This is a genomic window from Geodermatophilus amargosae, assembly GCF_900116515.1.
GTDB classification, from domain to species: Bacteria; Actinomycetota; Actinomycetes; order Mycobacteriales; family Geodermatophilaceae; genus Geodermatophilus; species Geodermatophilus amargosae.
This window is the reverse complement of record NZ_FPBA01000006.1, coordinates 13,341-28,636: the sequence shown is the minus strand read 5'-3', so window position 1 is coordinate 28,636 and position 15,296 is coordinate 13,341. Positions and strand designations below refer to the sequence as shown.

At 73.8% G+C, this 15,296-nt stretch carries 12 protein-coding genes; 1 reads left to right on the top strand and 11 read right to left on the bottom strand.

The window, feature by feature from the left end:
- Positions 1-105: 105 nt before the first annotated feature.
- Positions 106-936, bottom strand: a complete 831-nt coding sequence (locus BM414_RS10495) for a PspA/IM30 family protein (RefSeq protein WP_093579397.1) — start codon at positions 934-936, stop codon at positions 106-108.
- 192 nt (positions 937-1,128) lie between these two features.
- Between BM414_RS10495 and BM414_RS10490 the strand changes: the two genes are divergently transcribed.
- Positions 1,129-2,145 carry a PfkB family carbohydrate kinase gene (locus tag BM414_RS10490; protein ID WP_093579396.1) on the top strand — a complete coding sequence of 339 codons (1,017 nt, stop codon included), beginning with the start codon at positions 1,129-1,131 and terminating at the stop codon, positions 2,143-2,145.
- Here the strand turns inward: BM414_RS10490 and BM414_RS10485 are convergent.
- The 10 genes from BM414_RS10485 to BM414_RS10440 all read right to left on the bottom strand — a co-directional run bounded on the left by BM414_RS10485 (position 2,142) and on the right by BM414_RS10440 (position 15,233).
- Entirely contained in the window at positions 2,142-3,785 is a 1,644-nt protein-coding gene (locus BM414_RS10485) for a glycoside hydrolase family 13 protein (protein ID WP_093579395.1), read from the bottom strand. The genes BM414_RS10490 and BM414_RS10485 overlap by 4 nt on opposite strands.
- 16 nt (positions 3,786-3,801) lie before the next feature.
- A complete protein-coding gene (locus BM414_RS10480) occupies positions 3,802-5,136 on the bottom strand; it encodes an ABC transporter ATP-binding protein (protein ID WP_245784628.1) in 1,335 nt (444 codons plus the stop codon).
- A 48-nt stretch (positions 5,137-5,184) separates the two neighbouring features.
- Positions 5,185-6,018: a carbohydrate ABC transporter permease gene (locus tag BM414_RS10475; protein ID WP_093579394.1), complete on the bottom strand. Its 834-nt coding sequence runs from the start codon at positions 6,016-6,018 to the stop codon at positions 5,185-5,187.
- Positions 6,018-6,980 carry a carbohydrate ABC transporter permease gene (locus BM414_RS10470; RefSeq protein WP_093579393.1) on the bottom strand — a complete coding sequence of 321 codons (963 nt, stop codon included), beginning with the start codon at positions 6,978-6,980 and terminating at the stop codon, positions 6,018-6,020. Before BM414_RS10470 ends, BM414_RS10475 begins: the two co-directional genes overlap by 1 nt.
- On the bottom strand, positions 6,977-8,224 hold the full coding sequence (locus BM414_RS10465; RefSeq protein WP_245784627.1) for an extracellular solute-binding protein: 1,248 nt from the start codon (positions 8,222-8,224) through the stop codon (positions 6,977-6,979). The genes BM414_RS10470 and BM414_RS10465 overlap by 4 nt, the downstream gene beginning before the upstream one ends.
- Positions 8,225-8,458: 234 nt before the next feature.
- Complete coding sequence (locus BM414_RS10460) at positions 8,459-9,688, bottom strand: DUF4032 domain-containing protein (protein WP_093579392.1); 1,230 nt, start codon at positions 9,686-9,688, stop codon at positions 8,459-8,461.
- A 158-nt stretch (positions 9,689-9,846) separates the two neighbouring features.
- On the bottom strand, positions 9,847-10,278 hold the full coding sequence (locus tag BM414_RS10455; protein WP_093579391.1) for a helix-turn-helix domain-containing protein: 432 nt from the start codon (positions 10,276-10,278) through the stop codon (positions 9,847-9,849).
- A 218-nt stretch (positions 10,279-10,496) separates the two neighbouring features.
- Positions 10,497-11,159, bottom strand: coding sequence for a CDP-diacylglycerol--glycerol-3-phosphate 3-phosphatidyltransferase (gene pgsA / locus BM414_RS10450; protein WP_093579390.1), 663 nt, complete (start codon positions 11,157-11,159; stop codon positions 10,497-10,499).
- 7 nt (positions 11,160-11,166) lie between these two features.
- Positions 11,167-12,612, bottom strand: coding sequence for a MiaB/RimO family radical SAM methylthiotransferase (locus BM414_RS10445; protein ID WP_093579555.1), 1,446 nt, complete (start codon positions 12,610-12,612; stop codon positions 11,167-11,169).
- Between the two features lie 68 nt (positions 12,613-12,680).
- The gene (locus BM414_RS10440; protein WP_093579389.1) at positions 12,681-15,233 is read right to left on the bottom strand and encodes a DNA translocase FtsK; all 2,553 of its coding nucleotides are present in this window, start codon (positions 15,231-15,233) and stop codon (positions 12,681-12,683) included.
- Positions 15,234-15,296 lie beyond the last annotated feature (63 nt).

Sequence of the window (15,296 nt, the reverse complement as noted above, 5' to 3'; positions counted from 1 at the left end):
CGGGCCCGGTCCCCACGGAGGGGACCGGGCCCGCTGGTGACGTGCTGGAACGGCCACCCTCCAGGGGCCCGCGCCGAGCGTGCGAGGCGTGGGGGAAGGGTGGTCCTACTGCTGCTCGGGGCGCTGGACCGGCTGCTCGACCTTGTCGAACGACGGCGACGCCGCCCCGGGGCCGATCGCGCCGGCGGCGCCGGTGCCGCCCTCGACGGCGGTCTGCCCGCCCATGCCGGCGCGGATCTGCTCCAGCCGGGAGGCGCCGGCGACGTCGAGGGTCGCCTTCTGCACCTCGAGCATGCGGCCCTCGACGGAGGTCTGGGCGAGCTCGGCCTGGCCCAGGGCGTTGGCGTAGCGCGTCTCGATCTTGTCGCGGACCTCCGCCAGGCTCGGCGTGTTGCCCGGTGCCGAGAGCTCGTTGACCTGCCGCATCGAGGCGGCCACGTGCTCCTGCATCTTGGCCTGCTCGAGCTGGCTCATCAGCTTGGTGCGCTCGGCCAGCGTGGTCTGCAGCCGCATCCGGCTCTGCTCGACCGCGCCGCGCGCCTGCTCGGCGGCCTGCAGCGCCTCGTCGTGGCTGCGCTTGAGGTCCTCCATCGCCTGCTCGGCGGCCACCAGCTGGGTGGCGAAGGCCTGCGCGGCCTGCTCGTACTCGGCGGCCTTGGGGGCGTCACCCCGGCCGCGCGACTGGTCGGACAGCACCAGCGCCTGGCGGGCGGAGGCCTGCAGCTTCTCGACCTCGCCGAGCTGCCGGTTGAGCCGCATCTCCAGCTGCCGCTGGTTGCCCAGGACCGCGGCCGCCTGGTTGGCCAGCGCCTGGTGCCGCTGCTGCTCGGCCTCGATCGCCTGCTGGATCTGGATCTTCGGGTCCGCCCGCTGGTCGATCTGCGCGTTGGCCGACGCGGTCAGGTACCGCCAGAGCTTGACGATCGGGTTGGGCATGGTGGCTCCTCCTGCTCCGGCGCGTGGCGCGCCGCCTCCTGGCCGACCGACCACCGCGTACGGGCGGCGGTCCTCCCCGCCATCGTCCCAGCACGACCGGTGTCCAGGCCAACAGGGACGTCCCCGGTCCGCCCGGCGTCCCCCGTCCGGGGATGCCCGGAGCCGCCGGACCGCTCCGGCTAGGGTCGCCCGATGGACAGCGCCGTCCCCACGCTCACCGTCCTGGGCGAGCTCGTCGTCGACCTGCTGCCGGTGCCCGGCGCCGACGCGGGTCCTGAAGGCACCGCTCCGCAGTACGTCGCGCGGCCGGGCGGCAACGCCCTGAACGTCGCGGTGGCCGCCGGCCGGCTCGGCGCCCCGGTGGCGCTGCTGGCCCGCCTCGGCAGCGGCCCGCTGGCGTCGGCGCTGCGGCGGCACGCCGAGCTCTCCGGCGTCGACACCCGCGGCTTCGTGACGGCGACCGAGCCGGTCAGCCTCGCCGTCGTGGGGCTGGGCCCGGACGGGTCGCCGGACTACGGCTTCCACGTCCAGGGCGCCGCCGACTGGCAGTGGACCGACGAGGAGCTGGCCGCCGCCCTGCCCCCGACGACGGCGCTGCTGCACGTCGGCTCGATCTCGTCGTGGACGCCGCCGGGCAGCGAGGCCATCGCCCGGCTGGCCGAGCGGCTGGCCGGTACCGCGCTGGTGAGCGTCGACCCCAACCTGCGCCCGATGCTCGCCGGTGGCCCGGTCGGCGCGGCGCTGGGCAACGACCCGGTGGGGGTGCGCACCCGGCTCGACCGGCTGGTCGCCGTCGCCGACCTGGTCAAGGTCAGCGCCGAGGACCTCGCCTGGCTCGAGCCGGGCACCGCCGACCTCGACGCCGCCGCACGGCGCTGGGCCGGCCGCGGGCCGGCGCTGGTGCTGCTCACCGACGGCGGGGCGCCGCTGCGGATCGCCCGCCCCGGCCGGCCGCTGCTGCACCGGGAGCCGCCGCGGGTGACCGTGGCCGACACCGTGGGCGCCGGCGACTCACTCGCCGCCGGCCTGTTCGCCGGCCTGCTCGCCGCGGGGGTCACCACGCGGGCGGCCCTGGAGACACTCCCCGACGACGACCTGCTCGCCCTGGTCGACGACGCCGCGCTGGTCGCCGCGCTCAACTGCACCCGGGTGGGCGCCGACCCGCCGACCGCCGCCGACCTCGCCGCCGCCAAGCGGCAGCGGGCCTAGCCGGGCGCCAGCCAGGCGGCGGTGTCCGGCGCGAGCGCGTCCCCCACCGCCTCCGCTCCCACTGCCTCGCTGGCCAGCAGCGGCCGGCCGAGCCCGGCGAGCGGGACCGGCGCCGCGGACAGGTTGACGACGCAGCGCAGCGCCGGCCCGCGGTCGAAGGCCAGGACGTCCGCGCCCAGGTCGAGCCAGGTCAGCGGCTCCTCCGACAGCAGCTCCCGGCGCAGCCGCAGCGCCTCCCGGTACAGCGACAGCGTCGACGACGGGTCCGCGTCCTGCGCCTCCACGGTCAGCGACGCCCACGACGCCGGCTGCGGCAGCCACGGCCGAACACCGGCGGGCGCGAACCCGAACGGCGGCCGCTGCCCGGACCACGGCAGCGGCACGCGGCAGCCGTCCCGCCCGCGGGCGGTGTGCCCGGACCGCTCCCAGGTCGGGTCCTGCAGCGCGTCGGCGGGCAGGTCCTCGACCTCCGGCAGGCCGAGCTCCTCCCCCTGGTACAGGTAGGCACCGCCCGGCAGCGCCAGCGTCAGCAGCGCCGCGGCGCGGGCGCGGCGCAGTCCGAGACCGATGTCGGCGGGAGCGGCGTCGTCGAACCCCATGACGGCGGCGGCGCTGTGCGCCCGGCCGAAGCGGGTGACGTGGCGGGTCTCGTCGTGGCTGGACAGCACCCAGGTGGCCGGGGCGCCGACCGGGGCGAGCGCGGCCAACGTCCCGTCGACCACCGCGCGCAGCGCCCGGGCGTCCCACGGCGCCTTGAGGTAGTCGAAGTTGAAGGTGGTGTGCAGCTCGTCGGGGCGGACGTAGCGGGCCAGCCGCTCCGGGCCGTTGACGACGGCCTCGGAGACGAACAGGCGGTCGCCGTCGTAGGCGTCGCCGATGCGGCGCCAGCGCCGGAAGACCTCGTGCACCTCGTCGACGTCCCAGTGCGGGTTGTCCACCCAGGTGCTGCTGGCGAACGAGGCGCCCGGCGCGTGACCGGCGTCGGGCAGGCCGGGCACCTTGGCCATCGCCGGGGCGGCGTCGACGCGGATGCCGTCGACGCCGCGGTCGAGCCACGAGCGCACGATCCCGTCGAACTCCTCCTGCACGTCCGGGGAGCCCCAGTCCAGGTCGGGCTGCTCGGGGGCGAACAGGTGCAGGTACCACTGCTCCGGGCCGCCAGGTCCGGTCACCCGCGTCCAGGCCGGGCCACCGAACGCGCTGATCCAGTCGTTGGGCGGGTCGTTCCCGCCGGCCCGACCGTCCCGGAAGAAGTAGCGGGACCGCTCGGGCGACCCCGGGCCCGCGGCCAGCGCCGCCCGGAACCACGCGTGCTCGGCCGAGGTGTGGTTGGCGACCAGGTCGACCACCACGCGCAGCCCGACGGTGTGCGCGTCGGCGAGCAGCGCGTCGACGTCGGCGAGGGTCCCGAAGCGCGGGTCGACGTCGCGGTGGTCGGTGACGTCGTAGCCGCCGTCGGCCATCGGCGAGGGGTACCAGGGGGTGACCCACAGCGCGTCCACCCCGAGACCGGCGAGGTACGGCAGCCGGCTGCGCAGGCCGGGGACGTCGCCGAGCCCGTCCCCGTTCCCGTCGGCGAAGCTGCGCAGGTAGACCTCGTAGACCACCGCCGTCCGCCACCACGGACGGCGGTGGTCCACAGGTGTCCTCTCGCTGCTACGCGGCGCCGGACCGGTGTGCCCCGGACGGCCCGGAGGTCCCGGACGTGCCCGAGCTGCCGGAGGGGCCGGACAGCATGCTGGAGCCGACGGTCTGGCCCGTGGCCTGCGCGTGCTCGACCTGCTCCACCCGGTCCTCGGTGGCCATCTGCGTCAGCCGGGCGCCGGCCTCCGCGTCCCGGGTGAGGTTCTCGCCGGTCTGCGGGTCGAAGACGTGGATCTTCCGGCTGTCCAGCCAGAACTCCGCGTCCCGGCCCTCGCGGATCCGGCTCGTGGAGTCGATGGACACGATCGCCTGCGTCCGCAGCTCCTCGGAGTCCAGCTCCCGGGAGAGGTCACGCAGCTGGGCGGTGATCGCCTCCGGCGCCTCGTAGGGGATGTAGGCGTACTGCGAGTCCCCGAGCCACTCGGTGACGTCGACCCGCGCGCGGAACACCGACCCGACCGGGCGCTTGACCTCGTCGACCAGCGACGCGTCCTCGAAGTACTCCGGCCGGATGCCCACCAGCAGGAGCTCCCGGCCGCGGACGGCCGCGGCCCGCTGCTCGTCGAGCGCGATCGCCCCGAACGGCGTCTGCAGGGTGGTGCCCTCCAGCGTCGCGGGGAGGAAGTTCATCGGGGGCGAGCCGATGAACCCGGCGACGAAGAGGTTGACCGGCTGCTCGTAGAGCTCACGCGGCGAGGCGACCTGCTGGATCTTGCCCTTGCGCAGGACGCAGACCCGGTCGCCGAGGGTCATCGCCTCGGTCTGGTCGTGGGTGACGTAGACCGTGGTGATGCCCAGCCGGCGCTGCAGGCGGGAGATCTCCGTGCGCATCTGCCCGCGCAGCTTGGCGTCGAGGTTGGACAGCGGCTCGTCGAAGAGGAACGCCTCGGCCTGCCGCACGATCGCCCGGCCCATGGCCACCCGCTGGCGCTGGCCACCGGAGAGGTTGGCCGGCTTGCGCTCCAGGTGCTCCTTGAGCTCGAGGACGTCGGAGGCCTCGTTCACCCGGCGGCGGACCTCGTCGTCGGGCGTCTTGGACAGCCGCAGCGGGAAGGCGATGTTCTCGAACACCGTCATGTGCGGGTAGAGCGCGTAGTTCTGGAAGACCATCGACAGGTTGCGCTCGCGCGGTGCGAGGTCGTTGACCCGCTTGCCGCCGATGACCATGTCGCCGCTGGTGATGTCCTCCAGCCCGACGATCATCCGCAGCAGCGTGGACTTCCCGCAGCCGGACGGGCCGACCAGGATCATGAACTCGCCGTCGGCGATGTCGAGGCTGACGTCGTTCACGGCCGGGTAGCCGTCGCCGTACTGCTTGACGATGTTGCGCATCTCGATGGAGGCCATCAGATCTCGTCCCCTCTGGACGGAAGTGGACTGGGGAGCACGGCCGGGTCAGCCCTTGACCGCGCCGTTGGTGAGGCCGGCGACGATGCGCCGCTGGAAGAGCAGGACCAGGACGACGACGGGGATCGTGACGATCACCGCGGCCGCCGCGATGGCCCCCGTCGGGTCCTCGAACTGCGAGGCGCCGGTGAACAGACCCAGCGCGGCCGGGACGGGGCGGGACCTGTCCGTCGACGTCAGCGAGATGCCGTAGGCGAAGTCGTTCCACGCGATGAAGAACGCGATGATCGCCGTGGTGAAGACGCCCGGGGCGGCCAGCGGGACGATGACCTTGCGGAACGCCTGCCACGTCGTCGCGCCGTCGACCTGCGCGGCCTGCTCCATCTCCCAGGGGATCTCCCGGAAGAACGCCGACATCGTCCAGATGGAGATCGGCAGCGTCAGGGACAGGTACGGGATGATCAGCCCGGGCCAGGTGTCGTAGAGCCCGATCTGCCGCCACAGGTTGAACAGCGGCGTGACGATCGAGATGACCGGGAAGATCGCCACCGCGAGCGCGGTGCCGAGGATGAGCTTCTTCCCCGGGAAGTCCAGCCGGGCGATCGCGTAGGCGGCGAACATCGACAGGATGCACGAGATCGCCGTGGCGATCAGGCAGATCCCGAAGCTGTTGCGCAGCGCCGGCAGGAACAGGTCACTCGCCGCGCCCGTGAGGATCGTCGAGTAGTTCGTCCAGGAGGGGTCGGTCGGCAGGAACTGGCCGTTGGCCACGTCCGACGGCGCCTTCAGGGACAGCGAGACGATCCAGGCGATCGGGAACAGGCAGTAGATGACGATGAGGACGCCACCGACGACCCACCAGACCTTCGACCTCGTCGACATCAGCGCTCACCTCTCGCCTGGGCCAGGTCGACCTTGAAGCCCTTGATGAACAGGAACGCGATCAGCACGACGGCGAGGAAGAGCAGGACCGAGACCGCCGAGCCCAGGCCGATCTCCACCCGCGCGATCGTCTGCCGGTAGGCGAGGAAGGACACCGACTCGGTGCCGTTGGCCCCCGCGGTCATGATGTAGATGCTGTCGAAGACGCGGAACGCGTCCAGGGTCCGGAACAGCAGGGCCACCATGATCGCGGCCTTCATGTTCGGGATCGTCACCTTCCACAGCCGCTGCCACCGGGTGGCGCCGTCGACCTTCGCCGCCTCCTGCAGCACCTCCGGCACCTGGGCCAGGCCAGCCAGCAGGAGCAGCGAGATGAACGGCGTCGTCTTCCAGATCTCGGCCAGGCAGATGACGAACAGCGAGGTGCCGGTGCCGCCGAACCAGTCGGTGGTCGACTCGACGCCGGGCAGCCAGGCGAACCAGCTGTTCACGAAGCCGGTCGTGATGTTGAAGGCGAACTGCCAGGCGAAGGCCGACACGACGGTGATGACCGCGTACGGGATGAGGATGGCCGCCCGGACGACGGGCCGGATGTTCCGCAGCGCCTTCACCATGACCAGCGCGAGGGCGAAGCCGAGGACCAGCTCGACGGCGACGGTGATCACCGTGATGAGCAGGGTGATGAACACCGACTGCCACCACAGCGGGTCGGTGAGGACGACCCAGTAGTTGGCCAGCCCGTTGAACGACCGGTTCTCCGGGTCGGTGAGCCGGTAGCTGAACAACGAGTAGTAGACGGCCTGCAGGATCGGGTAGGCGGTCACCAGGAGCATGACCACGAACGCCGGGCCGGCCAGCAGCCAGCCGAGCTTGCGCTCCGCCCGCGAGCGGTCGCTGATGGCCCCGCCGGGTGAGGAGACCGGCTGGGTCTTCTCGACCGGTGGGAGGGTCGTCTGGCTCACAGCAGCTGCTCCCCTCGCAGGACGGCGCCGATGAGCTCCTGGGCCCGCTGGCCCGTCTCGTCGGACGCCGAGGACGGCGGGTGGTACTCACGCTGGAGACCGCCGGAGACCTCGCTGTAGTACGGGGTCTGCGGCCGCGGGGCCGCCGCCTCCAGCGACTCCCGGATGGTGTCGGCCATCGGGAAGGCCTCCTGGACCTCCGGGTCGTCGTACACGGCCACCGACGACGCCGGGTTGCCGTTGGTGATCATGTACTCGGCCTGGTTCTCGTCCGAGGTGATGCACTCGGTCGCCTCGTACGCCAGGTCGACGTCGTCGCTGAAGGCACCCACGCCGAGGTTGATGCCGCCGTAGGGCGGTGCGCTCGGGGTGTCCTCGTCGACGCGCGGGTAGAGCGTCCAGCCGTAGTCGTCGGGCACCGAGGCGTCGAGCGTGCCGGCCTCCACGGCGCTGAGGGCGCGGGACCAGACGAACGGCCAGTTGACCATGAACCCGCCGTCCTCGCTCTCGAACTGCGTGGCGCTGGTGTCCTCGCTCGAGGTCGAGAAGGCCGACCCCACGACGCCGGAGTCGGCGACCAGCGCCATGACCTCGGCCGCCCGCTGGCCGGGCTCGTCGGTCAGCCCGAGCTGGATCTGGTCGGGGTCGGTGGAGTTCTCGGCGATGACCGAGCCGCCCGCGGACTCGATGAGCGCGTTGAACCAGACGGTCAGCGACTCGGCCCGCCGGCCCTGGGCGCTGACGATGGTGTCGGTGGCCTGGGCGGCCTCGACGATCTGCTCCCAGGTCACCGGCTGGGTCATGTCCAGCCCGGCGGCCTCGGCGACCGACTTGCGGTACCAGAGCAGCTGCGTGTTGGCCCAGAACGGGACGGTGACCAGCTCCTCGTCCCAGGTCGCGCCCTCGATCGAGCTCTGGACGACGCCCTCGGTGACCCGCTCGGCCAGGTCCTCGGGCACCGGGGCGAGGAAGCCCGCCTGCGCGAACTCGGGGATGTAGGGCGGGTCGAGGCTGATGAGGTCGATCGAGGCGTCGTTGGCCGCGAGGCGGCGGACGAGCTGCTCGCGCTGGGCCGAGGACTCGCGCGGCAGGATCGACACCGCGATCCGGTAGGCACCGCCGGACTCCTCGGAGCAGCGCTCGGCGATGGTCGCCTGCCCGCCCGAGTCGGGGTTGATGTACCAGTTCAGGACCGGGGTGGCGGACTCGCCGCCGCCGCCGCAGGCGGCCAGCGTGGACGCCACGACGAACGCGGCCGCCGCGCTCCCCAGGGCCCGTTGCGAACGCCGGCGCCGGGTCCGCCGTGGGAGACGTCCTCCGGCTCCTGGGGGCGGTCCCTCTGTTGCGATGGACAAGACCTTTCGCCTCCGTTCCGGCGAGCACCGACGATCACCGCGATCCGTACCGTGGCCCACCTCACAGGCGTCCGCAACCCGGGTGTGTCCCGGCCGTTACCCGAGGTCCGGCGAGCGGTCGGCTCAGGGGCGCTTGGCGATCACCGAGGGGGTGGTGAGCTCCGGCGGGGTCCGCGGGAGGACGGTGCTGAAGTACGACCGCGCCGCCCGGGTCGTCCCGACGTCGCGGCCCTCCCGCTCCGACAGGAACCAGCGGTGCTCGAGCACCTCGTGGAACACCTCGGCCGGCGCGAGACGGCCGGCCAGGTCCGGCGGGATGGCGTCGATGACGGGCTGGTAGACCTCGGCCAGCCAGCGTATGCCGGCCACCGCCTCGGACACCGGCGCTCCCGTCTTCTGCTCCAGCCAGGCACGGAAGGTGCGCAGGTCGTTGAGCAGCCGCCGCGCCTGGTTCTCCTGGACCTCCAGGCCGGTGAGCCGCATCAGCTCCCGGCGGTGCTGGCCGGGTGAGGACACCCGCGTCTCGACCCGCAGGCGGGCGCCCTCGTCGGAGGTCACCAACTCGACCTCGCCGACGTCGAAGCCGAGGTCGTTGAGCCGCCGCAGCCGCTCGGCCACGCGGTAGCGCTGCTCGTCGGCGCGGAAGACCTCCTCGCGGGTGACCTCCTCCCACAGCCGCTCGTAGCGCACCGGCAGGCTGTCGGCCACCTCGATCGGGTCGACGCCCGCGGGCAGCAGGTCCCCGAACTGCAGGTCGAGCATCTCGGCGCCCACCCGCTCGCGGGCGAGGTCGAGGTCGTAGTGGCGCTGGCCGCGGCTCAGCGTCGGGTGCCGCTCGGCGGTCTCGGCGTCGACGAGGTGGGCGGCCAGCGCGCCCGCATCGAGCCGGAAGAGCGTGTTGGACAGCGAGCAGTCACCCCAGAAGACGCCGGCCAGGTGCAGCCGCACGAGCAGCACGACGAGGGTGTCCATGAGCTGGTCCACCGACTGCCGCGCACTGGGGCGCGAGAACAGGTAGCGGTAGGACATCGAGTACTCGAGGTAGCGGGTGACCAGGATGGCGTCCTGCCCGCCGGGCCGGTCCACGCAGATGCCCAGGACCGACACGGCGGGGAGGCCCTCCGCCTCGAAGTCACCCAGCAGCGCGTACTCGTGCCGGGCCAGTGACTCGGCGATCTCCTTGAGCGCGAAGACCCGGCCCTGCTCGGCGACGAACCGCACGACGTGCCGCGAGATGCCGCGCTGGGGCACCTCGAGCAGCAGGTCCGGGTCCCACTCCTCCAGAGGCTGGTGCCAGGGCAGGGCGAGCAGGCTCGCGCCGTCCGTGCCCGGCGGGCGGAACAGGTACCGCACGGCGACCTCCGTTGGGTGCCGCAGCAACCACCCACGGCTGGGTGGTCCCCCTGTCGTCACCCTCCCACGCCCGCCAGGACGGTGCCGGGCGCGCCGCCGGTGGCACGCCGGGACGTCCGGGCGGCGGGGGCCGGGCGGCGGGGGCCGGGCGGCGAGAGCTAGGCGGCGAGGGAGACGGCGCTCCCCGCGCGGTGCGCGGCGCGGGTGGCGGCGCCGACCAGCGCGAGCGCCGGCTCGGCCACGGGCGCGGCCGCGTCGGCGGGGACGGCGGCCTCCTCGGCGGACACGGCACCGCCGGACCGGTCGTCGGCCGGAGCCGCCCCGGCACCGGCGGTGGCGAGTTGACGGAGGCGGCCGTCGGGACCGCGCAGTCCGGAGCTCACCTCGGCGAGGAGGTCGGCGAGCTCGACGTCGAGGGCGTCACAGATGGAGGCGAGCAGCTCGGAGGAGGCCTCCTTCTGCCCGCGCTCGACCTCGGAGAGGTAGCCGAGGCTCACCCGGGCGGCACCGGAGACGTCGCGCAGCGTGCGCCGCTGCCGCAGCCGGTGACCGCGCAGGGTCTGCCCCAGCTGGGTGCGCAGCAGCGTCATGGCCGTCTCCTGTCTGGCTGAGGGAAGAGCGGCGGCACCCTCGGGTGCCGTGCGCCCACGGTACGCGGCGCACCTGACCGGCACCGAGCCGGCAGGGCCGCGTCCGCTCATGGCGTAACACCCGCACCGGCCTCGGCGTTCCCGCTCCCGGCCCCGTCCGGAGCACTGCCCGCGAGCGGTGCGGCGGGCGGGAGGTGCTGCGGCGGGGAGTGCTGCTGCTAGGCCGCGGTGTCGGTGCGCGAGCCGGCCGGGCCCGCGGCGCGGCGCGCGGCGGCGGCGCGCATGGCACGGGCGCTGGTGCGGCGCAGGGTCAGCGCCCGGTAGACGTAGTCGAGTCCGGTGACCAGCGTGAGCACCAGCGCGGCGGCCATGACCCACCACCGCGCGGTGGCCAGCAGCCCGCCCAGCGGCAGGATGTAGAGGCCGATGGCCAGCGCCTGGACGACGGTCTTGGCCTTGCCCCCGCGGCTGGCGGCGATGACGCCGTGCCGGATCACCCAGAACCGCAGCAGGGTGACGCCGACCTCGCGGACGATGATCGCCAGCGTCACCCACCAGGGCAGCAGGGCGAGCACCGACAGCCCGACCAGGGCGGTGCCGGTGAGCGCCTTGTCCGCGATCGGGTCGGCGAGCTTGCCGAACTCGGTCACCTGGCCGGTGCGCCGCGCGATGAGCCCGTCGTAGCGGTCGGTGATGATCGCCGCGCCGAAGAAGACCGTGGCCCACACCCGGCGGCCGTCGTCCATGCCGCCGTCGGAGAGCAGGAGGACGGCGAACACCGGCACCACGGCCAGCCGCAGCACGGTCAGCGCGTTGGGCAGGTTGACCAGCTTGGCCGACTGCGGCGGGGTCGCCGCCGGGTCGGGAGCGACGGCGCTCACCGGGACCTCACCGGACGGCCGGGACCGCGGCGAGCGCGAGTTCCGCGGACGACAGGGCGACGAGGTCGACGCCCTCGGTGCCGACCACCTCCGCGTCGAGCAGCTGCCCGGGCCGGGCGTCGCCGGGCACCCCGGTGACCGTGGTCGTGCCGTCGGCCTCGGGGTCCTGGTGCGCGGCGGAACCGGCCCAGACGCCACTCCCCTGCGCGGCGGAGAGGTCCTCGGTGAGCAGCACCTCCACGCGGTCGCCGACGCGGTCCTCGGCGCGCTGGGCGGTGAGCTCCTCGACCAGGTCGGTGATCCGGCGGACCCGCGCGTCGATCTCGGCCTGGTCGAGCTTGCCCGGCATCCGCACCGCCTCGGTGCCCTCCTCGTCCGAGTAGCCGAACACCCCGACGGCGTCGAGGCGGCCCTCGGTGAGGAAGCGCTCGAGCTCGGCGACGTCGTCCTCGGTCTCCCCCGGGAAGCCGAGGATGACGTTGGTGCGGAACCCGGCCGTGGGAGCGAGCGACCGCGCGCGCCCGATCAGCGCGAGGAAGTCGTCGGTGCCGCCGAACCGGCGCATCCGGCGCAGCAGGCCCGGCGAGGAGTGCTGGAAGGACAGGTCGAAGTACGGCGCCACGCCGTCGGTCGAGGCGATGACCTCGAGCAGGCCCGGGCGCAGCTCGGCCGGCTGCAGGTAGGCCACCCGCACGCGGGCGATGCCCTCGACGGCGGCCAGCCGGGGCAGCAGCCGCTCCAGCGAGCGCAGGTCGCCGAGGTCCTTGCCGTAGGAGGTGGAGTTCTCGCTGACCAGCACCAGCTCGGTGACGCCCTGGCCGGCGAGCCACCGCGCCTCGGTGAGCACCTCGGCCGGCGGCCGGGACACGAACGAGCCGCGGAAGGTGGGGATCGCGCAGAAGGCGCAGCGCCGGTCGCAGCCGGAGGCGAGCTTGAGCGCGGCCGAGGGGCCGGAGGCCAGCCGGCGGCGCTGCACCCAGCCGTGGCCCGGGATGGCGGGCGCCTCCTCGGCGGTGACGACGGCGGTGCGGGCGACCGGGCTGATCGGGAGGAGGGTGCGGCGGTCGCGCGGCGAGTGCGGGACCAGCGGCCGGCCGGTGAGGACGTCGTCGAGCCGGTCGCCGATCGCGGCGTAGTCGTCGAAGCCGAGGACGGTGGCCTCGGGCAGCGCGCCGGCCAGCTCGGATCCGTAGCGCTCCGCCATGCACCCGACGGCGACGACCTCGGCACCGCTGTCGGTGGCCGCGAGGATGGCGTCGACCGAGTCCTTCTTCGCCGACTCGATGAACCCGCAGGTGTTGACCAGGACGGCGTCGGCGCCCTCGGGGTCCTCGACCAGCCGGTAGCCGTCGGCGGCCAGCCGGCCGGCCAGCTCCTCGGAGTCGACCTCGTTGCGGGCGCAGCCGAGGGTGACCACCGCCACTCTGCGGGCAGGGCCGGGCGGAGCTGTCACCGGCCCATCGTAGGCATCGGACGCCACCCCTCCCTGCCTCGGCGGGGTGACCCGTCCCGTTCCTCCGCTCAGCCCTCGCCGCCGGGCAGCGTTCCGCCACGCAGCGTGAACAGCACCGACTCCAGCTCGTCGGGCTTGACGAGCACGTCGCGGGCCTTGGACCCCTCCGACGGGCCGACCACGCCGCGGGTCTCCATGAGGTCCATGAGCCGGCCGGCCTTCGCGAAGCCGACCCGCAGCTTGCGCTGCAGCATCGACGTGGAGCCGAACTGGCTGGTGACGACCAGCTCGACGGCCTGGCACAGCAGGTCCAGGTCCCCGCCGATGTCCTCGTCGATCTCCTTCTTCTCGCCGGCGGCGGCGGCGCTGAAGACCTCCTCGCGGTACTCCGGCTCGGCCTGCCGCTTGGTGAACTCGACGACCGCCTCGATCTCGGCGTCGGAGACGTAGGCGCCCTGCACCCGCTGCGGCTTGCCGGCGCCGATCGGCATGAACAGGGCGTCGCCCATGCCGATCAGCTTCTCCGCGCCCGGCTGGTCGAGGATGACCCGGCTGTCGGTGAGGCTGGAGGTCGAGAACGCCAGCCGCGAGGGCACGTTGGCCTTGATCAGGCCGGTGACGACGTCGACCGAGGGCCGCTGCGTGGCCAGGACCAGGTGGATGCCGGCGGCGCGGGCCTTCTGGGTGATCCGCACGATCGACTCCTCGACGTCGCGCGGGGCCACCATCATCAGGTCGGCGAGCTCGTCGACGATCGTGAGGATGTACGGGTAGGGCCGGTACACCCGCTCGCTGCCGGGCGGCGCGGTGATCTCGCCGCGCTCGACCTTGCGGTTGAAGTCGTCGATGTGCCGCACCCCGGTGGCGCGCATGTCCTGGTAGCGCTGCTCCATCTCCTCGACCAGCCAGGCCAGCGCGGTGGCGGCCTTCTTCGGGTCGGTGATGATCGGCGTGATCAGGTGCGGGATGCCGTCGTAGGGCGTGAGCTCGACCATCTTCGGGTCGACCAGGATCATCCGCAGCTGGTCGGGCGTGGCCCGCAGCAGCAGCGAGGTCAGCAGCGAGTTGATGCAGGACGACTTGCCGGCGCCGGTGGCCCCGGCCACCAGCAGGTGCGGCATCTTGGCCAGGTTGGCGCAGACGAACTCGCCCTCGATGTCCTTGCCCAGACCCACCAGCATCGGATGCGGGTCCTGCTTGGCCTTGGCCGAGCGCATGACGTCGCCGAGGCTGACCGTCTCGCGGTCGGTGTTGGGCACCTCGACGCCGACCGCGGACTTGCCCGGGATCGGGGCGAGGATGCGGATGTTGTCGTTGGCGACGGCGTAGGCGAGGTTGCGGGTCAGCGCGGTGATCTTCTCGACCTTGACCGCGTTGCCGAGCTCGACCTCGTAGCGGGTGACCGTCGGGCCGCGCGTGAAGCTGGTGACCCGCGCGTCGACCCCGAACTGCTCGAGCACGCCGGTGATCGCCTCGATGGCGACGTCGTTGGCCTGCGATCGCGCCCGCGGCGGGGTGCCGGGACGCAGCAACCTGTCGGACGGCAGCGTGTACTCGCCCTCGACCGGCTCGATGACCAGCTGCTGCGGCTCCTCGATCGGCGGCAGGTCCTGCGGCGGTGCCGTGCGGTCCACCACGGCCGGCTGGCGCGGCGCGGCCGGCACGGGCGGCGGCTCGTACGGGACGGCCTCGCCGGCGGCCGGGATGTCGATCGGGCCCGTGGCGGTGACGTCGGGGGTGTCCTCGGTCAGGATCTCGTCCAGCGCGGCGCGGGTACGGCGCCCGCGGGGAACCGGCACGGGCTCCTCGTCGTCGTAGGCGTCGTCGTCGTGCGCCTCGTCGTCCCAGTACTCGTCGCCGCGCCCCGTGATCCGGTCGACGAAGCCGCGCAGCCGCTCGGGCACCTGGTGCAGCGGCGTCGCGGTCAGCACGAGCACCGCGAAGACGGCGAGCAGGGACAGCAGGACCACGGCGACGACGGCGCCGAGCCCGGCGGTCAGCGGCGTGCCGACCGCCCAGCCCACGAGGCCGCCGGAGCCGGGCTTCCCGCCCATCGGGTCGGCGGGCCTGCCGACGACGGAGGCGATGCCGAGCACCGCGACGGTGGCGCACAGCCAGCCGATGGCCAGCCGCCCGCGGGCCTCCGGGCGCGGCGCGCGGCGCAGCAGCCGCAGCGCCACGAGGAACAGCAGCGCGGGGAGCACGACCAGCAGCGAGCCGACCACCCAGCGGACGCCGAGGGCGAGCCCGGCACCCACCGGGCCGATGCCGTCGAACCACGCCGCGGCGCCGAGGACGACGGCGAGGCCGAGGACGGCGAGGCCGGCACCGTCGCGGCGGTGCTCCGGCGCGAGCGGCTCGGCCTCCTCCGGGTGGGCGACCGAGCGGGCCAGTCCCCCGGCGCCGCGGGCCACCAGCGACCAGGCGCCCGCGGCGGCCCGCCAGGCGCCGGCGGCCGCGCCGGAGCCCTGCTTCGGGGCCGGCTTGCGGGCGGGCGGCTTGCGGTTGCCGTTGCGGGCCGGCGGGCGCGGGGCCGGCCGCTTGCCGGCTGCCGTGGACCCGGACCGCCCCTTGGGGGCCGAGCCGGACGGCCGGCGCGAGGGCGTGGTGCGGGCAGGCATGCGTCGACGGTAGCCGTCACCCAGCGTCCTCCCAGGCAGGCGCGGCGTCGTGTCCCCGGCCTA

Excerpts from the sequence above, each read along its gene's own strand:
- BM414_RS10475 (WP_093579394.1), bottom strand. The coding sequence starts at position 6,018 with ATGTCGACGAGGTCGAAGGTCTGGTGGGTCGTCGGTGGCGTCCTCATC.
- BM414_RS10440 (WP_093579389.1), bottom strand. The coding sequence starts at position 15,233 with ATGCCTGCCCGCACCACGCCCTCGCGCCGGCCGTCCGGCTCGGCCCCC.
- BM414_RS10490 (WP_093579396.1), top strand. The coding sequence starts at position 1,129 with ATGGACAGCGCCGTCCCCACGCTCACCGTCCTGGGCGAGCTCGTCGTC.
- BM414_RS10495 (WP_093579397.1), bottom strand. The coding sequence starts at position 936 with ATGCCCAACCCGATCGTCAAGCTCTGGCGGTACCTGACCGCGTCGGCC.
- BM414_RS10480 (WP_245784628.1), bottom strand. The coding sequence starts at position 5,136 with ATGGCCTCCATCGAGATGCGCAACATCGTCAAGCAGTACGGCGACGGC.
- BM414_RS10455 (WP_093579391.1), bottom strand. The coding sequence starts at position 10,278 with ATGACGCTGCTGCGCACCCAGCTGGGGCAGACCCTGCGCGGTCACCGG.